Below are 25,204 nucleotides of genomic sequence, written 5' to 3' on the forward strand. Positions count from 1 at the left end.
AGGGCCTAAAATGACCGCCACGGACAAAGAGCGCGAGCTTTAACTTCAACATCGCATGGTTGAAGAGTTGGCGGCTAAGCACCAAGAATTCCAAACCCTGACGGATTTGCTTGAAGAAATTGTTTTCCGCTGCGATGACAGCGGAATACTAACCCTACTGAATTCCGCGTGGACCCGCAAAACTGGCTGGCCAGTCGATGAATGCATCGGCCGTCGCTTTGCGGAGTTTATCGACGACAGTGACGTCCTAAGCCAATTAAGCAGTGACCTCTACGAAAACGAACCCCTGATTACTGAGCTGCGCATCAACAGCCGTAATGGCGACAATAAAACCTTCAGTCTCCGCGCCCGCCGCAGTGGCCGCGCATGGTATGGCTCGCTCTACGACGTGACTGAATTACACCTGGCGATGGGCGCGCTGGAAGAAAGCCGCGAGCAAGCTCGAAAACTTGCCCTGGTTGCTAGCCGCACCGACAACTTGGTGATCATCTCCGACGCCATGGGTCGCATCGAATGGGTTAATCGAAGCTTCAGCAATATTACTGGCTACAGCCTCCAAGAAGTCCGCGGACAAAAACCAGGTTCAATTTTACAGTCCCCAGAAACAGATTTAGAAACCATCAGGCAAATGAGCGAAGGGCTGAGCCAGGGCAAGGGCTTTAGCGTAGAGATACTCAATGCTAGCAAGAATGGCACGCCATACTGGCTAGCCATAGATTGCTCCCCAGTCCTGAATGACCAAGGCGAACTGATCAACTTCATTGCGGTTGAGCGTGAAATTACTGAGCGCAAGCAAGCTGAGCAGGCGCTTAGGGACAGCGAGCAACACTACCGCAATATATTAAATACTATCAGCGAGCCCATTTTCTATTGCGACACAAAGTTGCAGATTCATTTTGCCAATCCGGCGTGGCAAACACTAACAGGCCAAAACTTCAGCCCTGAAGCGCCGCAACTCTTACACAACGTTATCCACCCCGATGACATCCCACTATTAAATGCAGCAAAAGACAATATTTGCGCTGGGCTACCACCAAGACGCCAAGAGTTGCGGCTGCGGGACAATCAGCACAATTGGCGACGGGTCGAGTTACTCTTGTCCAGCAACGGGGTCTCGAGCAAGGGGCACACCAAGCACCTTACCGAAGCGCTTTTCGACGTTGATGAACGGTGGCAGCAAACACAGGCTATTTTAAAATCAAAAGCAGATGCTGAGCAGCTATCTAAATCGCGTACACGTTTCGTCGCAAATATGTCCCATGAGATTCGCACCCCACTTAATGCCATTCTCGGTATGGGCTCGGTGCTGCAGGACACGGAGCTTACGCCGGAGCAACGAGCGTATTTAGACACGCTTTGCAATGGCGGCAAGGCCTTGCTCGCCCTCGTTAACGACGTATTGGATTTATCAAAACTCGACGCCGATGGCATCGAACTAGAGCAAATAGAGTTCCTACTTGGCGAACTATGCGAAGAAGCGGTCGACATAGTGGCTGCACGAATTGAGGAAAAAAACCTAACACTCACCATGCACTGCAGCCCCAACGTACCCCCTGCGATCATTGGCGACCCACACCGAATCCGCCAATTACTCATCAACCTGCTTGGCAATGCGGTAAAATTTACAAGCCAAGGCGGCATAACGATTGCGCTGGACTGGAAGGCGCTAGAGGGCAACAAGGGTAATTTGCAGATCAACATCATCGATACCGGCATCGGTATACCCGAAGAGCGCATTTCGAGCCTGTTCAATGCCTTTGTGCAAGCCGACACCTCTACGACCCGTCACTACGGTGGTACCGGCCTCGGTTTGGCGATCTGCCAGCAGATATGCAGCGCAATGGGTGGCGAAATAAATATTACCAGCACAGAGGGCCAGGGCTCGACGTTTAGCTGTCAGCTGCCCTTCGAATCCGTGACGATTAACTCACCCGTGAGCAAAAACACCTTGCGCGGCGTAAATCTCGATAACCGCGCGCAACTCGTAAGTGAATCACTTGCGCATTGCATGGCTTATCAATATCAAACAGCGCAGGTAAATGGCGGCAATAGCAGTCTTAGTTTAATCAAAGATGACGGCAATATTTTAACGTTAAGCTCGCCACAAACCAACGCGGTACTCACGCCAAACCGGCTAATGCGCAAACTCCAAGCACTCGACAAACAAGCCTCGACGGTATCCATACCGAGAACGGATCGCGGCGAGTCATCACTGCGAATATTAATTGCGGAAGACTCAATCCCCAATCAAATGGTGGTTGATGCGATGTTGAAACAATTGGGCTACATGAAGGTGCTGATCGTTGGTAACGGACAACTCGCTGTTGATGCCGCTAGCCAAGCGGAATTCGATTTAATTCTATTGGATATTCACATGCCAATTATGGATGGTTTAAACGCAGCAAAAGCCATTCGTGCAAGCCTACAAGACGCTACGCCAATGATTGTTGCCGCCTCAGCAGATGTCACTACCGACGCTCGCAACGAAGCCAGTGACGCCGGCTTTGATGATTGGCTGCCGAAACCCTTCACCAAGGAGCTACTACAGGCGCTGTTAGAAAAAACCAGCGCCCAAATTCAAGCCACTTAAACTAGTCTAGCGGCAATTTTAAAATACAAACCTCAAATCGACACCGTAGGTCATGGGCGCGACAATACCCACGTGGTAGGTGCCGAGCTCCCCGCCCGTTAAACCACCCGGCTGCGAGACTCGTTCGTTATCGAGTAAATTCTTGCCCCACAGCGCAAACTCATAACGACCACCCGGCGTGCTCCATGCTAATCGCGCATTCAGCAAACTAGTATCGTCGCCATATCCATTTACCCGGTTAAATGAATCGATGTGGTCTTCATTTTGTTTATCAACATTCTCTTCGTAAATATAATCTAGGTGAAGCAGGAGCAGACCATAATCAAACTCAGGCGACCAATCCATCGTCAGTGTATATTCCTGCGGCGAAGTCGGGTTAACCTGATTAGCCTCTTGAAAATTGCCCTCTTTGTCGTAGTACGCTGCGCGACTGGATTCTTGTTGCCGGTAGGTGTAAATCAAGCCAAAGCGCAAATTATCGTTGACCAGCCAATCGGCCGTCAGCTCAATACCTTGAATGTCTTCGTCGGTACTAATTACCGTAGGCACCGCGCCATTGTCGTCAGGACCTTTTGACTCAATCGACTCCTGACGGTCATCGATCACCATTTTAAACAAGGCAACTTGAGTGCGAATTTTGTCTTCTAACAAATCCCCTTTCAGACCCAGCTCAATATTACTCACCACTTCCGGTGCCAGTGGCACCTCTCTTGAGCTAGTATTTAAAGAGTCGTAGCCACCCGACTTATATCCTGTGGAGTAGCTCAAAAAAGCCATCGCGCCTTCGCTGACTTGCGCATTAGCGACAATACGGCCAGTGATTTTATCCCAGCTCGCACTGCCTTGTTCAAGGCCGTCTGAGTTAAAAAAGAAGTTCTCGCCCTGAACTTGCGACAACGGGAAGTCGGTTAGTGGCGCCTCCCAGCTAAAGGCTTTTTTGTCGTTGCTATAACGCAAGCCAGTAATAACATTCAGCCAGTCATTTATAGTGAAATCCAGATCTGAGAAAAACCCATAGGTTTCAAAATCACCTTCGTTGGTCATGGTCTCAGTAACGTAATTTCCTGCGATTACGCCGCCAACCAAAGTGTTCAATACCCCAGCTGGCACACCGGTCATTGCCGATGCCAACTCCACCACCGCACCATAGCTAAAGGTCAGCGCCGTTTGCTGGTAGGTATCTTCTTTACTGTAATTGGCGCCAAATACCGCGTCGACCCAATCCAGCGACACATTAAACTGGGCTTCAAAATACGCGATGTCGGAATCTTCGATATTATTGGTATCGACATAAACTGACTCGTCTGATGTCGCGTCTTCATCTTGTAAATTATAGGTTTCAAATGCCCGATAACTTGCAATTAAACTCATGGTGGCGACGTCATTAATGTCGTACCAGAGTTTGCCAGTGATACCCTGCATATCGCGAGTTTCGCCGCCATTAATAGCATCGGTCTCTAGCTTGCGGTCCGTAGGGTCTGGGTAGCTCGCGTGCTCTTCACTAATACTAAGGCGTGCCTGAGGACCATTGTCGACACGATCTATGTCGTAGGCCATTTGCAAGGTAAGTCGGTCGGTAGTTTCCCAGCGCAGTGCAATGCGCGCAAACTGATTATTTTGCTCGCCGGGATCTGGCGTAGCAGGGCCGAGCATATCAAGCACGGCGTCGCGTTGGTTATGTATAACATTCATGCGCAGGGCGAGTGCGTCGGTGAGCGGAGTGTTACTCATTCCCTCTACTCGCAACAAGTTGTAGTTGCCTAACTTAGCGGCAACAAACCCTTCATTCTCTTCAAGGCTAGGCGCATTGGGAATAAAGTTCACCACCCCCGCGGCTGCATTGCGGCCAAACAAAGTGCCCTGCGGCCCCTTCAACACTTCGACCCGTTCCATGTCTGAAAACGGCACCGTAATCGCGGCCCGCGGCAAGTAAACGCCATCGAGAAACGTTGCCACTGATGGATCGCCGCCGGTACTAATATTCGAACTTTTAATACCACGAATAACAAAGGAGGATTGTGTTGAGCCACCACCGCGGACATCATCGCCCACTTTCAGACCAGGGATATAAGCCTGAATATCCTCCATGGTCAGTGCGCCGGTATTTTCTAAATCTTGATTGGTAAAGGTATCTACCGTGACAGGCACCGTCATCGAGCTCTGCTCGCGTTTCTGGGCCGTAACCACCACTTCCTCTAGCGCCAGATTCTTTGCGGCATGCGCCGTCGACGCGCCCAGTACTGCAAGCCCGATTGCACCGGCTATGCGACTTCTACTCGTGGATGTCATAAACCGCCCTCTCTCGCTATCAATACCGGTGAGCGCCGCAGCGCCCACAACATTTAAAACCAAGTTCGCATTTAAATTACTTGGTAACTTTCAACATATACTCTGCGACTTCTTTTCTTAACTCGGGAGACAAATGGCCCTGCGACGGCATAGCAGGGTAGTCGGGGCGAACTTTATGCGGCTCAGCGATATAGTCGGCAATGCCTTGGGCATCATTGCGATACAGTGCCTGAACGGTCAATGTTGGCGGCCCGATCATACGTAAATTGTAGGCGTGGCAACCCGCGCAAATGCCCTGATAGAGTAATTTAGTGCGATTGGTCTCGGTCACCGGCTCATTTGGCGCGCCACCGGGAATAAGATAACTCAACACATCAGCGGTGCTCTTGCGCTCACACTCTGACCATTTCTTTACACCAAAGCTGGTATAACGCTCGCGATTAATAATGCAATTATCCGCTTCTTGCGCAGAACCTGGCGTGGCCAAAATATCTGGCCCGCTGCGGCTAAACTGGGTCAACATCAGCGCCTTAACTTCGGCGATAGGATCAGCACCGTTATCGAACATTAGGTTGTCAAGGAATACCAAACGATCTGGGTTTGGTTCGGATTCTGGATCGCTGGAGATGTCGGTTATAAAGGCTAAGTCGGTAATCACGATGCCAGCGGTTTTGTTACCTGACACGATATTGCCTTCCACAATCACGTCATCTGCGGCCATAACCACAATACCAATCCCACGCGGCACTTTAGAGACAATCGATCCCGGCGCACCAAAGTTAGCTGTATTGTTATTGACCACAAAGTTATTGCGTAAAATTACATCGTAGGTCGTTTTAATGGGCAGGCCTGGCGTAATAAATACCAGCAGACCAGCAGTGTTATCGTGGGCGTAGTTATTTTCAACCAGCGCATGGCGGGTATTCTCAATCTCAATACCGGCCACGTTATCGAAGACTTCATTGTGGCGCACATCGACGTTATCGCACATGCCCACATAAATCGCGGCGTCTTCAATACCGCTCAATACGTTGTATTCAATCAGACCATTTTTGCCAAACTGAGGGAATATGCCATACACCCCGGTATCGATTACCCTGTTATAGCGAATGGTAAAATTATTACCAGACTGGCCCATAATCGCATTACCCTTGTAGTGGGTAATAGTCAGCCACTCCACGGTAAAATTATTACCTGAGTAAAGAATCGCGTCGTTGCGCTTGCCCTCACCCTCCATTACGGGCCACTTGCCGTCTTCGACGACACCGCGCAAAGTAATATTGTCTTTATCGATATAAACACTTTCTTTATAGGTGCCGGGATAAATCAACACCACGTCGCCGGGCTCCGCTTTATTTACGGCATCCTGAATCAACTCACCGTCTTTTACATGAATATCTGCCGCCATCAGACTTGGCGCGCCAATCAATAAGCACAGGCTAAGCAGCCCCAATCGGATCGGGTTTTTCATTGTTACGCTCCTCAATGTCCAGAGTCTGGATTGTTCGTAGTTGATGCCGGCACGCCAACAGGGTTTAGCCCAGAGGGCACCGCCTTAGGTAGCGCCGGCATAAAGCTTTCATCGGTTAAGGTTTTCATAAATGCGACGAGTAAATCTAATTCACGATCAGTTAAATTGGGTTCCCAAACATGCCAATGCAAACTCAGTTTTTCGCCGGGAGGCACCGCATGGCCGCGCCCACCGGTATAAAACGCAGCCGCTTCGCGTAGCGTTTCAAAGCGGCCGGAATGCATATAGGGCGCACTTAATTCAATATTCCTCAGCGTTGGCACTTTAAAACCGCCACGCTGCGAGGCGTCACCACTCACGCCCTGAACGCCGCTATCTAAGGGTCGCCCCTCGGGCTCCGGCGCACCGATTACCGCAATTTGCTGATTGGTAAATGCTGGTGGCGTGTGGCATTCAGCACACCGCGCCACAAAAGAACGAAATACATTCATACCTTCAATTTCGTCTTGATTAAGCACCTCATGCACACCATTTGCATACAAATCGTAGCGGCTATTCAAGGAAACCAGCGACGCTTCAAAGGCGGTAATCGCGGTGTAAATGCGATCAAGACTTATGTCTGGATCACCAAAAGCCTGTTTAAACAAATTTGGGTAATGGGCATTTTCCTGCAAACTTCTTAATAATTGCTCGCGGCTATTGCCCATCTCGATCGGGGAATACAACGGGCCTTCCATTTGTTCTTCCAGGGAGCTTGCTCGGGCATCCCAAAACAAGCGTTTCAGAAAACCCACATTCCATAAACTCGGAGCCGAGCGATGCGCTAGCTGGCCATTGATGCCAACACTGTAACCCCGGCCATCGGCAAAGCCTTTGCTAGGCTGGTGGCAAGAGGAGCAGGCGAGCGTTCCATCGCCTGAAAGTAGCGGGTCAAAAAACATCAAGCGACCCAAATCAATCTGCTGTGGCGTAAAGCCCTCACGCAAAGGTGGCAAGCCCGTTTTCAAACCGCCCACCCCAGAATCTTGCAGTGAGGCGTAATCCCCATAGAGGCTTTGCAAGTAGCAGCGACCCTGTTCCGGCCGAAACCCAGCCGGACAAACATCGCTTAAGTTCCACTGCCCAGCCGCGCTTGCCAGCATCGGCATCAGGATCAGTATGCTCAAAATGAGGCGCATTACCGCTCGCCCCACTTAGTCTGCCAAGCTCTGGATATATACCACCACATCTTTGGCAACTTCTGCATCTGGCAAGGTTTTGCCCATCATATACATTTGATAACCGTAGCGATCCGCTTCATTATTACCACGAATACCTTTGCCAAAATGGTCAAACTGCTGCAGTAAATACCAATCTTCAATACCGGCCAGTGCTGGCGCCTGTAATTTATCATTCCCTTCAGCGGCTGGGCCATGGCAAGCACCACATAGATTGGAGTAGTAGTCAGCACCGCGCTTTGCATTACCCTCAAGCGTTGCCGCCGCGGGTTTCGCCTTAAATCCGTCAATGTAAGCGACAACAGACTTGACCGCCGCGTCGTCAGGCAAGGTTTTCGCGATCGCCTGCATTTGCGCGCCAAATGCGTCATCGGGATGGCTACCCCGTAAACCAGCACGGAAGCCGAGTAGCTGGCGCTCCAAATACCAACTCTGCTGGTGAGTCAACGATGGCGCACCCAGTGCTTTATTACCTTCGCCGCTCGCGCCATGGCAAGCCGCACACGCGGCATACAAGGTCTTTCCTGACGCAGAATTACTATTTTGTAAGGCCGCAACTGCTGCGCTGGCGGCCTGCTCACTATTAGCACTGGGCGCCGGATCATTACTACACGCCACGAGGGCAAAGCTAAGAAGTAATAGCGGTAATTTCATACTCTATTTCCTTAAAGGACCGTAACTCTGAATACAGTAGACGCCCAGCCCGCAATTGTGACCGCAGCATAATTTATATAGCGCACAAGCACCCACAATGCGCATAATTCAAGAAACATTTAGGCCAATACAAACCTGTTTCGACCTAGACTAGCCTATGTTTACACTGTCATCAATACGCCAAACAAAGTAGCTTTTGGGCGATTAACGCAAATTTAATGCCCTTTTTAGTCGATTTAGCCTATTTTAGCGACCTAAAACCCAGCGCCCCAAAATGTGCAATTGAAACGTCGGCGACGTATTTCGAGCCCTTGCCACACAGAGTAAAGCGCCCCAAATCTGAACACATCCTAGGGTGTCAAAACTAAAACCACCGCCACGTTTCACCCGAGTTCCCTCGACTACCGCCACCAAGCCCAATATCCCTCATCTTGGTGCACACCACACATCAGCCGAACATGGCTAAAACATGGACAAAAAAAATGGGCACCATATTGGCGCCCACTCTTACTACTCTATCTTAATGTTTAGCTGTCAGACTAAGGGTTATCGGTATACAAGATATAATCCCCAGCGCCGCTATAAGATTTTACCCGCCAGCGATAAGTACCAGAATTACCAGAATAAGTCACCGTTTCGTCGGTGCTAGCTGTTTCAGCACTGGCGACTACCGACCAGCTCTGGAACAAAAACCCACTCAACTTCTCTAGGTAAAGGTCAAAATCACTCCCTTCAGGGCCCTGCAAGAAGCCACGGAACTGACCACCATTACTGCTAAAACCGCCGCTGCTTGGGGTATAGGCCTGCGCTCCTGAAGCGAGGGTGCCACTGGTTTGCGCGCATTCAGGACAGGGTCCAGATCCCGGTAGATCGACCACGACATTCTGGCTCACACTATTCTGCTGAGCCGCACTGTCATTTACCGTGAGCGTGACGCTATAGCTTCCCGCTGCACCGTAGCTATGGCTCGCGCTTGCACCCGTGGCGACACTTCCGTCACCAAAATTCCACTGGTACTGCGTAACACCGTTATCATCTGTTGAGCTAGTACCATCAAAGCTACAGGCTAGATCACTGCAGCTATAGGTGAAGGCCGCATTAGGTGGAAAATCCGTCGGCGTACCGCCGCCACCCTCTGTGACTTGCAACAGCAGATTGGGCGAGCCGGTACCCAGGCCGCTCAACTTCCCATTTACGCCATCGCTAATTAATTGCGCAAAAACGGCCGCTGGGGTCGCCGAGGGATTTTGCGCGAGTAACAACGCAGCAGCGCCGGCCACATGGGGCGCCGCCATTGAGGTACCACTAATGGTATTTGTGTCAGTATCACTCTGATACCACGACGAGGTAATAGAAGAGCCCGGTGCAAAAATATCAACACAGCTGCCCTTATTCGAAAAAGACGAGCGCGCATCATTCGAGCTTGTTGAGCCAACGGTGACAGCCTCTGCAACGCGGTTCGGCGAACCAGTACACGCATCAACATTGTCATTACCGGCGGCAACCACAAAGGTCACTCCAGCATTTATCGCTGCACGCACAGCAATATCCAACGCATCACTATTCGCACCACCCAAGCTCATATTGGCAACGGCTGGTTTAATATGATTGCCTGCAACCCAGTCAATACCCGCAATGACGCCGGAGTTGCTACCTGAGCCATTACAATCCAGCACCCGAACTGGGTGCAAAGTCGCGCCTTTCGCTACACCCCAGGTAGTGCCGGCCGTTGTTCCCGCAACGTGACTGCCGTGGCCATTGCAATCTTCGGTGTTGGCTGGATCCGTATTGCCAAACAAGAAACCACTCGACACAAAGTTCTGACCATTACCAACGCGACCGGTGAACTCGCTGTGAGATTTACGCATGCCCGTGTCGACGATATAAATATGGGCGCCACTGCCATCGCCGCTGTATTGATAGCTGCCATCAAGTGGCAGACTCGGCTGATCTACGCGATCAAGACCCCATGTCGCGCCATTTTGAGTAGCGGCGATTGCAACTGTGCGGTCTTGCTCAACCAATTCAACTAAAGGGTTTTGCGCCAAGAGTGCGGCAGCCTCGGGACTCAACTCCGCGACGAAACCCCGCAAAGTGTATTGGAACGTGCCAAGTAGATTACCGCCAACGCTATCTAGCAGGCTTGAAATCACCTCATCAAGCGGGGCTGACACTAATCCGGCAAGATCCAACTTATTAAGTAGGACAATATACTGACCATCAATGGCTTGCCCAGCATTCAGGTTATCAGAAACCGATGACTCAATTGTTCCCGCCGTGCTGGCCACATTGTCGACAACTTCGCCAACGTCAACGCCGCTACCGCCGCCACAAGCCCCTAGGGACAGGAGCATAAACCCGCTTATTAAGTGATTCCGATTTAAATTAATGCCCATGCGCAAGTTACCCTCTCGTTAAAGTCTTTAATAAATCATTCGACTGACTATATTTTATTGTTAGAGGACTATAACGAAAATAAGGGGTAATAACAGTGTAACCATAAATATTATAATGAGTAATAGCTAAAAGTGTGACCGAGCGCTAATAAGGCAGCACCTAACAACTCCCGCGAATAATCAGCCCCGTCATGGATACAACAATGAACTTACGCTAGAGCTCAAATTATAATTTTTGTGACGTAGGGTTACCAGCGCGCGTAGTGATCCTCGGCGAACCCCCACATATCCGCTATCTCTATCACTTCATTGGCCAGGCAAATTCGCCCCTGAAACAAGCCAAAATACTGAATGAAATTTGACGCGATGATAAAGGCATTCTGTTTTTCTTTACGCTGCCCGGCTGGCGTAAACTGCAGATCGATAAGGCCATCTGCCGAACGGATATGCCAAGTACTCCGCGTTTCATAGCGAGAGAATTGAAAGTCCACCATATCGACTTTAATTAATTGGCCGTCCAGCCACAGCGCATTTTCGGTAAACCCCGTTTCATTTACGCCAGCGGCGAGATTCATCCCCAATCGACGACCATCTGCCAAGGTGGCGGACAGGCTCGCCCAATTCCAAAAGGTTTCACCGCGCATATAACCCGCAGTCCAATCAACTGAAGCAAGCGAATTCATTTCCGCCAAATCGCGACGAGCGCCCTGCCAAGCAACATACCCCACGCAAGGCAGCGCGGCGGTCTTTTGGGTAAAAACCCAACCTTGATAGCCCGCACGCGAACACATCGCCAGCGGCGTACAATCCGACTCACCAATCTGTGCAGCGATTTCAACACCGCCAGCCAAGGAAACATTCACTCGACGCTGTTTACTGCGCTCATCAGCAACGATGGACAAGGTATTTTTACCTTGCCGGAACACCGCCTCGCTGTCATTGGGGCGCAAGCCTATCTCCGTATTTCGCCCAAAGGGCTGTATAAAACTGAATTCTTCAAAAGCCCCGCTTGCTGGCTGATAAAGATACACAAAGGCATTGCTGACTAGCTTCAAATCAACAATCGCGACTCCAACAATCAACTCAGGACTAACCAGTGCGACAAACTGAAACTGATTAAATTTAAACCGTTTTGCCAAAGCGCCAAGCTTGCGATCCATAGGACTGCGCAAATCGAAATCACGGTAATTAATTTCTCGTACGCCATTTGGAAAATAGCCAAACGTGGCTTGGCCAGCACTGTTAATCAATGTCGATTTAGGTGACATAAGGCTCTCTTAAAATAGGAGTTTTTCGTATAAATAGAAGCGCATTACTTCACGCTAAATATGAGACCTTCAATCATGGCCACATAAACGTCCATCGCTTCGCGAAGCGAGCCACTATTTTGCAGGCCATATTGGAATAAAGCGACTCCGACGCCGCCACCAAGAAAAGCCGTCACCAGATTATCCAACGACGCCTCGGTTTGGATCTCCCCAGAATGTTTGGCTTGCGCAAAAATATTCTTCAAGGCGTCCATCACATCATTATTCTGACCAACTAAGGCTGCATTCAATTCCGGGTGGCGGCGAATTTCAATCGGCACAGCCGCGAGCAGGCCCGTGATCGAACTATCGCGGTCATGAGCATCCGCCGACGCAAGTAAAACGCCAACGATACGTTCGCGCAAGGTCTCGCCACTGGCGATTGCGTTCAAATAGCTCGGCAGCAATAACGCTTGGGTATCCGCGAGGGTCGCCAGATACAAATCGAGTTTTGCAGGAAAATAACTATAAAGAGCCGCATGACTAATACCAATAGCCCGACCAACATCTTTAAAGGTGGTTTGCGCATAGCCTTTTTCAGCAAATAGCTGCCGCGCGGCGGGAAGCAATCGCGCGACAGTGTCTTCTTTATTACTGCCACGGGGTCGCCCTACTGGCGCAGCAGGCTTATTGCCCGTTGGCTTATGTTGAATCACCATGATGTTTTCTGAGTAGACAAAAAGCACATAATACCTTAACAAATTACATCAATGTAACTTACTTGCAAAAGACAGCACCCTGCATTAACTTACAATCCTGTAACTTACCTGCATGTAAATTAAGCTAGATCCTAAATCGGCACGTCCGATGGAGCACGCAATGCAACTTGGCCTATCGGTTTGGCAGTACATTCTTATCGGCATCGTTGGCGGTAACGTGCTTTTTATCGGCTTGGGAGGTTTAGTACATTGGTGGTACTACGTTCGCAATCGCGACAACAGTCGGCGCTGGAAAATTCAGCCAGAGCGGTTTTTGGCAAAACGCTTAGATCGTGAAGCGATGTGGCTGGGCATATTTAATTACAATCTTGCCACTATTATTATGGCCACCCTCGCGTGGGGCGTGTTTGAGCACGGCTGGTCGCGACTCTATTTCGATTTTTCCGAATACGGCTGGGACTACACGCTGCTAAGCCTGTTTCTGTGCTGGCTCTTTATTGAAGCCGCTGCCTATTACTTACATGCGGGCGGACACCTACCCTGGTTCTATAAGCGCTTCCACTATGTTCATCACCGCTATAGCACACCCACGTTTTGGACGATCTCCGCAATGCACCCACTTGAGTGGATTTCACACGCTTCTTATATAGCATTACCCGCATTTATTATTCCAATGCACATCGGTGTGTATATGAGTGTAGTGGCAATGACGTTTATCCTAGGTTATTGGGATCACTGCGGCATCAAGCTACCACGCATCCCATTACACGGTTCCAATCGTTTTCACGACGACCACCACAAATACTTTCATGTGAACTTTGGCTTCACCTGTAATTTATTTGATCGCATCCACGACACTATTCGCCGCGAGGGCCATCATTACGACGAACTCACATTCAATGGCGGCCAAGGCGTTGTTCGGAAACCCGACGCATTAGGTGGTCGCGCCATGGGCCCGGTATTGAAATACTGATTCACTACTATAATAAGAGAGCACTATGAACGAACATATTTCCTACGCAATGCGCAATGAGCTAGCGACCAATAGCTTCATTTATATCAATGCGCCCTCGGCGCTCAAAGATTGGAGCTTTCTTGCCATTGAAGCAATACTGCTAATTGGATTTATCTTGACCGTGGTTCACGCCATTCGTCACAGTCGCTCAACGGGCAGTCCCGCCGCGCTGTATACCTTAGCTGCCGCATTTTTGTACGGCTTGGTGATGGATATCCTTTCCTACTACACCGTAGAAAATTTTTGGCATGGCGAATTCACCGTCATGTTTTTATACAACCGCCTACCACTCTACATCGCCCTCTTTTACCCTACCTTTATATACCATAGCTACATGACAATCCGACGCTACGATTTTAAACCCGGTGTAGAGGCGATTAGCGTTGGTTTTTTTGCAGGACTTAGCTATCTCATCTTTGACAATCTTGGCCCGCAGCTAGGCTGGTGGATTTGGGATCGCAATGATCCAACAACATGGCCCTATGTAAGTAGCGTGCCATTAACCAGCTACCACTGGTTCTTTCTCTTCACCGGAGCATTCGCCTTTTTAGCACGTAAAATTTGCTGGGACGGCCCCAGTACAGGTCGATCTACCACCGCAACGTACATCGGCATTGCCAGCATCCCCGTCGCGACCATTATCCTCGGCTCGATTCTGTTTATTCCCTACAATATTTTTTCAAAAAATATGCCGCCCTGGGATATGGCACCATGGACCGCCAATTTTGGGCTGGCATCACTGACTCACGTTGTCGCCTTCTTTATTGCGGGCCTTGTCTTCCTACTTAACTTCCGACGGCCTGCGGCTACCCGTGACGGCATATTGATGCTCTTTCCACTTATTTACCTCGCGGGCCATCTGTTTATATACATTGCGAAGTTTGATTTATTTTTCAATCTCAGCGCCGAGGGCCTCACCCAAGAAGGCTTGGCCATCGGCAACCCTATTGCCGCCGTCATTGCCATTGCAGCTTCAACGGCCATCGTACTGTTCAGCCACCCCGTACCCGCTCAGCGAATTGAATAAGATAGCGGCACGACTAAACGACCGCTACGATGAAGCGACGTAGCAGTCGTAGAAAATGGGTGAGCATCTCACTCATGCACGGGAGAGCGACAATCCGCGCTTATTGGTCAGCCACCACAATATTGAATAAATCCGCCATATCCATGTGCGCTTAAGGGTAGAGAGAATAAATTAGGGAGACCAAACTCACCACAATTATGGAAATGCACCACAAGCTCTCATGGCGTTGTCGGCCAGTGAAAACTCAAATTAGTTACCCTTTGCGCCATGGGGCTTCCTTCTTATTTATACTATTGGCGACAAAGAAATATTAATTAACGATGCAAATTTCCGGGAAGTCCCTCTCTCCCCCACCCACGAACCACCCTTTTGATCAAAAGAGTGACCCAGATCACACTTCCACTCCCGCGCGAAAACAAGATCAGTACGTTACACATTCCTAATAATATGCAAAAAAGCGCATTTCGCCCCAATTTGCACCAAGCCTCAGAAATCCCACGCCGCAAAATGGCCACATTATTGTGCATTAATAGAAATCACTCATTTAATACGCACGTACAAATTTAAAGAAGAGCGATTTTTATCAAAATATTAAATGCCCCAAAATTTTCTGTTTTTAAAAAAATCGACCCAAAATAAAACTACGCAAACGTAAAAGCCATTTTTAGCACCGCATTAGCGCCCATCCCCCCAATTTTCTCAAAATTACACGCACCAACATATTGCATAGCGACGATAGATAACAAAGCCAAAACAGCACCATCTCTAGCTGGCACAGCCATTGCTATGTGTGTGATGCACCCTTAAGAAGACGGATAGCGTGTTTTAGAACGGCAACAATTTGGAAGCCAGAAGCGATTACCGCAAGGCAGTCACTTCTGAAAACCCAGTGTACCGACACTACTACTAGACATTTCTGCAGAACGCGGGGCGCTTTACTCAAGCACTGTAGTTTTCTATTGATTAGGAGCATCAAGATGGAAGAAGCAAAAAGAAACGGCTTGCGTCTTTTTAAAAGCGCAGCCTTCGTTGCCGCAATCCTTGCGAGCAATATTACTCAGGCCGAGATGTTTAACACCGGCAAGGTACTCGCAACTGGCGGCGTAAGCATGATCGACGGCGCCGGCGGTGGTGGTATCACCCCATGGGCAACTATCACTGGTTATGCAACCCGTGACGGTATTAACGGAAACGTTCACTATACCTACGCACCACTGGCAAACTACACCCTGCACTCAGTCGGCGCAGCGGTTGGTTTCTGGGATCGCTTTGAACTTTCGTATGCTCACAGCACCCTGACTACTAGTTCAACCTTCGATACTGTTGGTTTAGTTGCTGACACAGCGGGCGGCCTAACTGGTCAATTAGCCGGCACGCCAATCAATACGGGTATCGAACCCTTTAACACCACCATTGAAATGGACGTAATTGGCGCAAAGGTTCGCGTTTTTGGTGAAGCTATTTACGACTCTGACAACCTGCTACCTCAGGTTGCCATTGGTGGCTTTTACAAAAAGAACAAAAACGCAGACTTATTGACCACGCTGCAAGCGGCAAAAACCAAGGATTGGGAAGCCTATATTTCGGCAACCAAAATATTCTTCCCCATCAACACGCTGGTTAATATTACCGCGCGCTACACAGCAGCTAACCAAACTGGTTTAGTTGGCTTTGGTGGCCCAGATGGCGAAGACAAGGAAGTTCGTCCCGAAGTTTCGATTGCATACTTGCTACGCAAAGATACTGCGATCGGCGTTGAATGGGCTCAGCATGGCGATAACTTAGAAGGCAAAAGTGTCGAAATTGGTGGCCTGGACGTAACTGGTTTACAGCCAACTTTAGACTCGTTAGGCCTGAGCGCTTTGTCTGGCACTTTGACCCAGCATGAAAGCGATTGGTACGACGTATTTATTGCCTACTTCCCGAGCAAAAACCTGTCTATCACCATGGCTTATGCAATGCTAGGCAATATCACGATCACGCCTGACCAGCACGGGTTTTACATGTCACTACAGGCCAGCTTCTAATCACTGATTAGCTAAGTCTACTAGATCTCAGGAGAGCACCATGAAACTGATATTTCGCACTATCGCCATTGCAATTCTTGCAGGCACCGCGGCAATGCCAAGCTTTGCCCAAACCGGTCAAACTCAAACCTATCCGGCTCTTGACGACGACACTATAGCCCAATGGGGCGGCGAAGAAGGCGTCCGCAACTGGGTAGAGAGTTTGTTTTACTACATTATGCTAGACAACCGGATTAATCATATTTTCCGCGAGTTCGGCAATATTGAACGGCAGATATTCTTAAATACCCAGCTTGAAATGATGGTGTTAGGTGCGGGAACTGAATACCAAGGTGCCAGCATGGCAGCGGCTCACGCCGACCTCGCTATTACCGTGACCCAGTTTAACGCCGTAGTTGAAGCTGCCTACAACGCGTGTGAACGCGTCACCGTAACCTACGAAGCGTGTAACCAGCTTATTGCTGCACTCGCTCCGCTGGAACGCGTGATCGTAACTCGCTAATCGCATTACGGAGAAAACATGCTCTATCCATTTGAAAAAATGGGCGGCACGGCATCTAGTTTAGATGCCGTTGCGCGGCGCCCGCAGGCAGCAGAAAAAGTAATGATGGTATTATTTTTCCTATTTGTTACCACCTTATATTCAGGAACTGCAAAAGCATTTGAACTGTATAAAACATTTCAAACACCGGATGTTTTTCTGGCCGAAATGTTTAACAACAATGTACCAACGCCAGTGGTACTGAATTTAGACTCACAGGCGCAAAGTGAAATCAGCTCCGTATTTAAACGCCCGTTTCCTTCGCAGCGCGTGCGCTACTGGAAAGACGAAAGCAAAACCGTTTGGGTTTTTGATGACATTGGCAAAGAGGGCTATGTGCCCACTACCTCAGGATTCGCGATCAGCAACGGCGCCGTCGAAACCGCCCGAGTATTGATTTACCGTGAATCGCGCGGTGAACAAGTTGCCGAGCCGTCGTTCCTAAATCAGTTAAAAGGAGCTACAGCATCCGGTACCGGCCTAAGCAATAAGGTGGACAATATTACCGGCGCAACACTATCGGTAGTCATGATGGAACGCATGGCGCGAACCGCTATCACCTTAGATTCATTAAGTCGTAAATAAACAGCCTTCTGGGAGGCTCTATGAACAATCAATCTGCCCTCCGCGCTGATGCGGAGGACTCTTCGGCCTTTGATGCGGGTGTAAAACCACGTCCAAAGGCCGCCATTAAACCCGTAGCACCGGTCAAAAAAAAACCAGCGGCGCCTAAACGCAATACCTCACTACTATTGCGTCAATGGCACCAACGCCTGGGTATTTTTGCCTTTATCTTTATGGGTTGGCTGGGCTTCAGCGGCATTCTACTTAACCAGAGTGTTAGCATGGGCTTAGATGCCATTCGCGTTGGTTCCACCACGCTGATGTCGCTTTATGGTTTACATACGGAAATCCCAGAGAATGGCTATTCATCTGAAAATCATTGGTTAGTAACCACCACTGAAAATACCGTTCTAAATGATATTGTCTTAGATCGGCACATTCCATCACCACTCGGCTTTGTTGACATTAAAAACAACAATGACGAGCTTCTGTTTGTCGCCACAAACGATAAACTCACTTTACTCGCGCCTGACGGCGCCGTTATTGAAGAACTCAGCGGCTATATGCTCCCAGTGGGACATATTCGCGGCATTGGCAGTATCCAACAGCAAGACACATCCTTTTTAGCGCTACAAGGCGAAGGAACGTATATCAGCGCGGACGGCCTAGGTTGGCAAGAAATTCAAGACGACGGCAGCATTAACTGGTCAACGCAATCGCCCCTCACTGAAGAGGCTAAACAGGATGTAGAACCCTTCGCTCACCCAACAGTTGCTCTTGAGCAAGTGTTGATCGATATGCACAGTGGCAGACTATTTGGTTCTTTTGGCTCAACCCTGATCAACTTTGTCGGTGCCGCTGCAGTACTGCTATCTATTACCGGCATATGGATGACCTGGCGAACCAATCGCATGCGGAAATCTCGTCAAAAGAAATGATCGGCAGTAACTGAATGCCAAAAGTATTAATTTGGAGGAAAAAATGAAAACCTATTTATTATTTACCTCGTTGGCCGGCATGATTATGTTTGCTGGCGCCGCGATATCATCCGATATGATGGCGCCGAAAGGCAGCTCAGTTAAAATTCAAAATTACGCTTTTGGCCCAGAAAGTGTTTCCACTGCACCAGGCAAAGAGGTGGTGTGGGTGAACAATGACAGCTCCAGCCACACTGTGCTAATCGATGGGCACGAGAGCCCGCGCCTTCGCAAGGGTGGTGAATATCGCCACACTTTTACCAAGCCCGGCGAATATCATTATCAATGCGGCATTCATAAATCCATGAAAGGGACCGTCATTGTTGGGGCCAATGGCAGCGTCAACGGGAGCATGAATAGCAGTATATCAGCAAAAGCGCCGACACCAAGCCCAGTATCCAAGGCGCCGACACCGGTACCAAGCCGAGTAGCCACACCTGCATCGAGCCCAACACCCACCCCTGTTAAGAAGCACATTGTCGCAGACGGAAACACCGTTTCGATTGTCGACTTTATGCGCTTCTCACCGACAGAACTTACTGTTGCGGCTGGAACCGAAGTAACTTGGGACAACCACGACGGCTCAAATCACGTAATTCAGTTTGGCAACGTACGCAGCCCCCGACTACGTCATGACTCGAGCTTTTCGTATCGCTTCGACAAGCCCGGCGAATACCCCTTTATTTGCGCAATTCATGGCAAGAGAATGTCTGGAAAAATCACCGTCAAATAAAAGATGGCGCTCCGGCGCCCTCTCGCTTTCCACCGCCATTAACAAGCATAGTTGATACCCCCTCGCAGCTCAGGCAAACTTAGCCCCTCTTTTCTGTCCTGCTGATGAATACCTATGACCGAGCTCATCCACTGCGATTCTGACGCGCTTGCGCCTATCGACACTCAACAATTATTGCAGCCCGTCAGCGATGACAGTCCAATCAAGATCCTAATTCTCTACGGCTCATTGCGGACCCGTTCATTCAGCCGCTTACTCGCGCAAGAGTGTGCTCGCCTGCTGAGTTTCTTTGGTGCTGAGGTGAGAATTTACAACCCCTCCGGCCTACCGCTCCCTGACGACTGTGAAGACACTCACCCTAAAGTCAGTGAGCTAAGAGAGTTAGCACAATGGTGCGACGGCATGGTGTGGTGCTCGCCCGAGCGTCACGGCGCCATGACCGGCATTATGAAAGCCCAAATCGACTGGATACCCCTGAGCATTGGCGCAGTGCGGCCCACCCAAGGTAAAACCCTGGCACTTATGCAGGTAAGCGGCGGCTCGCAGTCATTCAACGCCGTCAACCAAATGCGTATTTTAGGTCGTTGGATGCGGATGTTTACCATTCCGAACCAATCTTCGGTCGCCAAAGCATGGCTCGAATTTGACGATAATGACCGCATGAAATCCTCCGCCTACTACAATCGCGTCGTTGACGTTATTGAAGAGCTGGTTAAGTTCACCCTGTTACTGCGAAATAAAAACGACATTCTAGTAGACCGCTATTCTGAACGAGTAGAGTCTGCTGAAGCATTGCGAAAGCGTGTTAGCGAGCGCAGCTAAAATAATGACGGATAAGCCAACTGAATCGATAGCGGCGTTTCTTCATGTAAACGCCCTCGACCATCGGCTAAGCCCAGGAGTCTTATTTTCAGCCTTGTTTATACCCAAGCACTTTGACAAAATCTTTTTTAAGCAAGCTGAAATCCACCTCCCCGAGAATATCCGCAATGCGAGCAAAAAGCGCCAAGCAGAATTTTTTGCTGGCCGCTATCTCGCCGCTTTAGCAATGCAGCATTACAATATCGAGCACTTCGATATACTCGCTGACGAAAGCCGCTGTCCTATTTGGCCACAGCAATACATTGGCAGTATCAGCCACTCAGGCGGCTTCGCAGCCTGCGCCCTCGCGCCCACAAACAAGCTAGGTGCTATTGGGATCGATAGCCAAGAAATATTAACGCCAGCACGCGCCGAGCGATTGTGGACTAAAATAATTGACGAGGACGAACTTGCAATAACTCGCGGCGCCGGCTTTGAATTACATGAAGCGCTAACATTGTGTTTCTCGGCTAAGGAAAGCATCTATAAGGCGCTTTACCCTGCTATCCAACATTTTTTCGGCTTTAGTGCCGCGAAACTCTGTGCCATAGATTCTGTAAAACAATGCATGGAATTCGATTTTGAACCGACACTAGCACAAGCAATTGGGCTCAATAACACGCTATGGGTGCACTATCGCCTTGATGAACACAGGGTCTTTAGCCATCTATCACTCGCCCCTGAAAAATTTTCACTTGCGCAATGAAGCGCAGTATAAATAACAAATAAACTCGATTTACATCCTCCTCGGAATCTCAGCTTCTCGCGTAAAGCTCCAGTTTAAATCGCTAAATACTGTTCACGCATGTCATAGTATTTTTTACGCCGACACATCGTTGACCGAAATACAAAACCAAATTCACGTCATTTTCCCGCTCAATGTAATACCCCTGGGGAATTGCTGCGCAAATTAGAATTCGGGTTATTCTAAGCAATTGAAAATAGAGGGGAAATTATTGTAATTGAGAATAGATTAATGCTTGTAATTGCCATACTCCATTGTTATTACGTTTGGGTATCGCATCTAAATGATAATTTGCAAGCCTTTGATTTTAAAGGAATAAAAAGCGCCGGTCAGCCCTAGTTTAGCTAGACGTAGTTGACTGCTCTTTGCGCAACTAATATAGCCTATCGTTAGTTTATTATCCAAACAATCATTAGGGACTGAGTCCCCGCCCCCTATATTTCGACGACTAACCCTTCATGAAAATCTGCCGTTTCCGTTGAACCTGGATACCCTCGCGAGCTACATATAATTCGTGTTCCGTGTACAACGTAGTCGGACGTGTTATGCATATTGATTAAGGTGGCAAACAGGTCTCTGTGTCCCTTAGATCATTGAAGCCATGGTTGTGAGAGTATAGGCTTTCGAAGCAAAGCAATTTATGGAGATTCTCATGGAAACGGAAAGCGCGATTCGAAGTGTTACGCTAATAGGTCTTGGCGAGATACCCGAGGTAGGCGGTATAGTTAGCGGCATGATTGCTATATTCTGGCCAGAATCTAAAGAAGATGTGTGGGGGCAGATTAAAGACAAGGTTGAGTCTTTGATCAATCAAAAGCTTAGTGATTTTGAGTATCAACAGGTTAGTGAGAGCTTGGAAGGTCTTCGGAATGTCCTGGCTGATTATGATTTAGCATTAGCAGACGGGCAAGGCGATGAAGCCTATATAACTGCTAAATATACAGCAGCGCTAAGCCATTTTGAGTCAACACTGCCTCACTTTCAATCCAAGGGTTACGAGGTTCTTCTCCTGCCTTTATTTGCACAATTTGCAAACTTACATTTGGCTTTATTGCGTGATGGCATTACGTTTGGAGCCCGCTGGGGCTGGCCTTCGCAGGTAATTACAGATGAAGAGTCTAAGATAAAACAGTCAATCTCTGCTTATTCTAAGTGGGCGTCAGAATGGTATGACCAAGGTTACAAACAACTAAAACTACCGAGTGACAGTACATACAGGGTCGAGAGCTGGAATGTTCAAAACAATTATACCCGTGAGATGACTATTAATGTGCTCGACTCAATGCATTTTTGGCCCTATTTTGACCCACAAGTTAACCCCGGCGACACATCTATAGTTACTATCCCAGCGCGGACGGTTTACTCTCAAACGGTGGGTGTTGCTGATGACACGGGCATCACAATACCTGAACCACCAACTTCACCAATAACTGGTATCCAGATCTGGGGCTGGAATTACATTGATGCAGTTCAAGTCCAGTACGGGGGAGAGTGGGGGCCACGCCAGGGCGATCAACAGACACCAACTTTTGGTGGTTCAAACGTTCCGCCACATGGGTGGAATGGCCCTGTTGATGTGCAAACAAATCCAGTCATACGCGTGAGTGGGCGTTCAGGTGAGCTACCGGAGTTAATTAAACTTTGGTTTGAGGATGGTTCAGTTACCAACGATTGCGCAGGCATTGCTGGCCGTGGTGGTTTGTTTGATTTCGTCTATGACGGACACGTGCTCAGTAGCATCCATGTTATGGGTACGAGTCGATTTTATAGATCAGCCAACTGTATTGTATTTGGGTGGAGGCTTGCAAATAGTTATTAGGTATACCTGTGGCTGGGTGGGGCTGTGCTTGTAAGTGGAATCCTGACGTCAAGACATTTGGCCTCTTAGTTGAAGAAGCCGCCCACTGTAGTGGCATAGTGAATTTGGCCACCTGATTAGAGGTGATATGATCGCCTCTATAGCAACCTATGACCTTCATCGGATTGCGTGTGTTTGACCGTCCGCTTTTTACCAAATCAGGAAATACCCCCTAGGTACTGGGAGTGTTTGGCTCTAGCGTCACATTAGCGGTCAGTCGCTGAAGAGCCGTCAAACTCGTATTCAGCAGCATTGCGCTCACTAATTCTGGTGGAAATCACTTAAGCAATTGATTTTTATTGATAAGTGATTATGCTCAGGGCTAAGGGATTCCACTTTAAATCCAGGATGCTCGCAAATGGGAAAATCTTTTCTGACTTACTATCACTCTGATTTAAATAGAATTATCCTACTTAATCACCTCAAAAATTAGACTCGCGATGCACACGAGTTATAAAGCGCAACGCATTTGAATTTACTGTTATGTGTCATCCAACTAGCGAGAATTATTTATGATCAAACATGTTGTGCTGCTTACTTGGAAAGATAGTACATCCCAGGATCAAATTGATGCGGTCACTTCCGCTTTCCGCGCTTTAGGAGATGAAATTGCGGAAGTGGTCAGTTACAGTTTTGGAGAGGATGTAGGCATATATAGAGGTAATGCTGACTATGCTCTTATTGCTGAATTTCAGAACGAGGCCGATCTAAAGGCTTATGTCGTCCACCCTAGCCATCAGGAGCTTCTGTCTAACATTACGGGCCCAATTCTAGACTCATTTCTATCCGTCCAGTTCGGTGCGGCTGAATGAGGCCGCAGCACATAACAAGTCGAGGCTACGGACACCAAAACCGGTGCGCGGTTTCGGCGCTCGCAGCTTGAAGCGTTAGATGCCAAGGCTAGCTATATGAGAATCGGAGAGCTTGCTCGAGAAGCTACGGTATCGGTCGAAACAGTTCGGTATTACCAGCGAAGGGGCTTATTGGATATTCCAGAGCGTCCATATGGCGAAAATCGTATTTATGTTTCTGAGCATCTGGACAGGCTTCGCTTTATTAAACGAGCCCAAGCTTTAGGGTTTTCGCTTTCTGAAGTTGAATCACTGCTTAGCCTTTCTGCCTCCAATTGTGCGGAAGCGGAGCAATTAGCGAATCGTAAGCTCATATTGGTTAATGAAAAATTAGCTGACCTTTCTCGAATCCAGTCGGTATTAGAGCGAGCTGTTGCAGGTTGCCGGTCAACCCAACCTTATGAGGGGTGCCCAATCATCGAAAGTTTAATTGATCCCAAGGCTTGAAGCCGTATCTAGGTACGGACTCTATACTGACTCCGTTCTAATACGTGAGGTCAGCCTTGAGCGAATATGAAAAACTCTCTAGATTCAATCGGTGGAATTGGAAGTGTAATTTCAGCGGTATTCGCCGCAGCTCCTTGCTGCCTTCCATTCTTAGCATCAGTCGCGGGCGCTGTTGGCCTTAGCTCACTTTTACCATATTCGGGATACATTATTTATTTCGTACAGGCGTTTGCTGTTATTGCTGCTGTCGGTGCACTCTTATCGTTCAGAAAACACCATAGGGCTATGCCTTTAACGCTAACAATCATAAGTGTCCTGGCACTCATTTACGCTTATAACGTATCACTGGTCGCGTGGCTTTTGTATGCTGGTTTAGGTGGCCTGGTTGTTGCCGCCATTTGGAATACCATTGAGTTAAAAAGGTGCCATCAATGCCAAACACCAGCGTAGTGCTTCAATCCACAATTCAGTGTCCTCACTGTGGCCATGCCCAAACCGAAACAATGCCAACGGATGCCTGCCAGTATTTCTATGATTGCGAGAACTGTAAGAAAGTACTTAAACCAAACGCCGGAGATTGCTGTGTGTTTTGTAGTTTTGGCACTGTAAAGTGTCCTCCAATACAAGAAGGCGAGTGTTGTGGCTAATGACATCTAATCGGGTAGCCGAGGGTCTCTAAACCTCAGCCCCCACAACACCCTGCATGCAGGTCAGCACGCGTCCGCTTATTACCAGACGGGGACGTGTGGTCGGATTGTCAGCCTATGAATTGCGCGATGGCCGTGACTTAAACTTCTTACCCGATGGATTGGGTATTTGGCGCAGCGCCTAAATTCACATAGAGCAAGGTTGCCCCCTAGAAACTCCACTCTAAGGGCATAACAGCGCCATTCTCGTTCTCATTCTCGTTTACCCGCCCAAAGTCGCTTAATTCTCAATTGCGATCAAATTCCCCACCCCCCACTACGCAAAAAA

General features: G+C 48.8%; 22 protein-coding genes. 15 read left to right on the forward strand and 7 right to left on the reverse strand.

All coding sequences use genetic code 11. The features are described from left to right. Positions 1 to 55: 55 nt before the first annotated feature. On the forward strand, positions 56 to 2,590 hold the full coding sequence (locus ABD836_RS14510; protein WP_344937273.1) for an ATP-binding protein: 2,535 nt from the start codon (positions 56 to 58) through the stop codon (positions 2,588 to 2,590). Positions 2,591 to 2,608: 18 nt separating this feature from the next. Here ABD836_RS14510 and ABD836_RS14515 read toward each other — a convergent pair whose 3' ends face one another. The 7 genes from ABD836_RS14515 to ABD836_RS14545 form a co-directional block, all read right to left on the reverse strand. Further along, positions 2,609 to 4,879 carry a TonB-dependent receptor gene (locus ABD836_RS14515; RefSeq protein ID WP_344937276.1) on the reverse strand — a complete coding sequence of 757 codons (2,271 nt, stop codon included), beginning with the start codon at positions 4,877 to 4,879 and terminating at the stop codon, positions 2,609 to 2,611. Between the two features lie 76 nt (positions 4,880 to 4,955). Next, complete coding sequence (locus tag ABD836_RS14520) at positions 4,956 to 6,350, reverse strand: parallel beta-helix domain-containing protein (RefSeq protein WP_344937278.1); 1,395 nt, start codon at positions 6,348 to 6,350, stop codon at positions 4,956 to 4,958. Positions 6,351 to 6,361: 11 nt separating this feature from the next. Next, the gene (locus tag ABD836_RS14525) at positions 6,362 to 7,528 is read right to left on the reverse strand and encodes a cytochrome-c peroxidase (RefSeq protein ID WP_344937281.1); all 1,167 of its coding nucleotides are present in this window, start codon (positions 7,526 to 7,528) and stop codon (positions 6,362 to 6,364) included. 15 nt (positions 7,529 to 7,543) lie between these two features. Then, positions 7,544 to 8,221 (reverse strand): c-type cytochrome, encoded by a 678-nt coding sequence (locus ABD836_RS14530; protein ID WP_344937284.1) that lies wholly within the window; start codon positions 8,219 to 8,221, stop codon positions 7,544 to 7,546. 539 nt (positions 8,222 to 8,760) lie between these two features. Then, positions 8,761 to 10,575: a S8 family serine peptidase gene (locus tag ABD836_RS14535; protein WP_344937287.1), complete on the reverse strand. Its 1,815-nt coding sequence runs from the start codon at positions 10,573 to 10,575 to the stop codon at positions 8,761 to 8,763. A gap of 290 nt (positions 10,576 to 10,865) precedes the next feature. Then, positions 10,866 to 11,885, reverse strand: coding sequence for a DUF2804 domain-containing protein (locus ABD836_RS14540; RefSeq protein WP_344937289.1), 1,020 nt, complete (start codon positions 11,883 to 11,885; stop codon positions 10,866 to 10,868). A gap of 44 nt (positions 11,886 to 11,929) precedes the next feature. Then, positions 11,930 to 12,583, reverse strand: a complete 654-nt coding sequence (locus tag ABD836_RS14545; RefSeq protein WP_344937292.1) for a TetR/AcrR family transcriptional regulator — start codon at positions 12,581 to 12,583, stop codon at positions 11,930 to 11,932. A gap of 160 nt (positions 12,584 to 12,743) precedes the next feature. Between ABD836_RS14545 and ABD836_RS14550 the strand changes: the two genes are divergently transcribed. The 14 genes from ABD836_RS14550 to ABD836_RS14610 all read left to right on the forward strand — a co-directional run bounded on the left by ABD836_RS14550 (position 12,744) and on the right by ABD836_RS14610 (position 24,876). After that, the gene (locus tag ABD836_RS14550; protein ID WP_344937295.1) at positions 12,744 to 13,556 is read left to right on the forward strand and encodes a sterol desaturase family protein; all 813 of its coding nucleotides are present in this window, start codon (positions 12,744 to 12,746) and stop codon (positions 13,554 to 13,556) included. A gap of 25 nt (positions 13,557 to 13,581) precedes the next feature. After that, positions 13,582 to 14,625 (forward strand): DUF7802 domain-containing protein, encoded by a 1,044-nt coding sequence (locus ABD836_RS14555; RefSeq protein ID WP_344937298.1) that lies wholly within the window; start codon positions 13,582 to 13,584, stop codon positions 14,623 to 14,625. A 977-nt stretch (positions 14,626 to 15,602) separates the two neighbouring features. Beyond that, complete coding sequence (locus tag ABD836_RS14560; protein ID WP_344937301.1) at positions 15,603 to 16,652, forward strand: DUF3034 family protein; 1,050 nt, start codon at positions 15,603 to 15,605, stop codon at positions 16,650 to 16,652. Between the two features lie 40 nt (positions 16,653 to 16,692). Then, positions 16,693 to 17,154 (forward strand): group I truncated hemoglobin, encoded by a 462-nt coding sequence (locus ABD836_RS14565; protein WP_344937303.1) that lies wholly within the window; start codon positions 16,693 to 16,695, stop codon positions 17,152 to 17,154. An 18-nt stretch (positions 17,155 to 17,172) separates the two neighbouring features. Then, positions 17,173 to 17,778 (forward strand): FMN-binding protein, encoded by a 606-nt coding sequence (locus ABD836_RS14570; RefSeq protein ID WP_344937305.1) that lies wholly within the window; start codon positions 17,173 to 17,175, stop codon positions 17,776 to 17,778. A gap of 20 nt (positions 17,779 to 17,798) precedes the next feature. Then, a complete protein-coding gene (locus ABD836_RS14575) occupies positions 17,799 to 18,695 on the forward strand; it encodes a PepSY domain-containing protein (RefSeq protein WP_344937308.1) in 897 nt (298 codons plus the stop codon). Positions 18,696 to 18,738: 43 nt separating this feature from the next. Next, entirely contained in the window at positions 18,739 to 19,467 is a 729-nt protein-coding gene (locus tag ABD836_RS14580; RefSeq protein WP_344937310.1) for a cupredoxin domain-containing protein, read from the forward strand. Positions 19,468 to 19,581: 114 nt separating this feature from the next. After that, positions 19,582 to 20,289: an arsenical resistance protein ArsH gene (gene arsH, locus ABD836_RS14585; protein WP_425583039.1), complete on the forward strand. Its 708-nt coding sequence runs from the start codon at positions 19,582 to 19,584 to the stop codon at positions 20,287 to 20,289. 4 nt (positions 20,290 to 20,293) lie between these two features. After that, positions 20,294 to 21,034, forward strand: a complete 741-nt coding sequence (locus ABD836_RS14590) for a 4'-phosphopantetheinyl transferase family protein (protein WP_344937313.1) — start codon at positions 20,294 to 20,296, stop codon at positions 21,032 to 21,034. 691 nt (positions 21,035 to 21,725) lie between these two features. Further along, entirely contained in the window at positions 21,726 to 22,892 is a 1,167-nt protein-coding gene (locus ABD836_RS14595; protein ID WP_344937316.1) for an insecticidal delta-endotoxin Cry8Ea1 family protein, read from the forward strand. 551 nt (positions 22,893 to 23,443) lie between these two features. Beyond that, entirely contained in the window at positions 23,444 to 23,743 is a 300-nt protein-coding gene (locus tag ABD836_RS14600; protein WP_344937319.1) for a Dabb family protein, read from the forward strand. A 96-nt stretch (positions 23,744 to 23,839) separates the two neighbouring features. Continuing rightward, positions 23,840 to 24,229, forward strand: coding sequence for a MerR family transcriptional regulator (locus ABD836_RS14605; protein ID WP_344937322.1), 390 nt, complete (start codon positions 23,840 to 23,842; stop codon positions 24,227 to 24,229). Positions 24,230 to 24,295: 66 nt separating this feature from the next. Next, positions 24,296 to 24,679, forward strand: coding sequence for a MerC family mercury resistance protein (locus tag ABD836_RS19510; protein WP_425583040.1), 384 nt, complete (start codon positions 24,296 to 24,298; stop codon positions 24,677 to 24,679). Next, positions 24,661 to 24,876, forward strand: coding sequence for a GDCCVxC domain-containing (seleno)protein (locus ABD836_RS14610; protein ID WP_344937325.1), 216 nt, complete (start codon positions 24,661 to 24,663; stop codon positions 24,874 to 24,876). Before ABD836_RS19510 ends, ABD836_RS14610 begins: the two co-directional genes overlap by 19 nt. The last annotated feature ends 328 nt before the right edge of the window (positions 24,877 to 25,204 follow it).

Source organism: Zhongshania borealis (assembly GCF_039539625.1).
GTDB lineage: Bacteria > Pseudomonadota > Gammaproteobacteria > Pseudomonadales > Spongiibacteraceae > Spongiibacter > Spongiibacter borealis.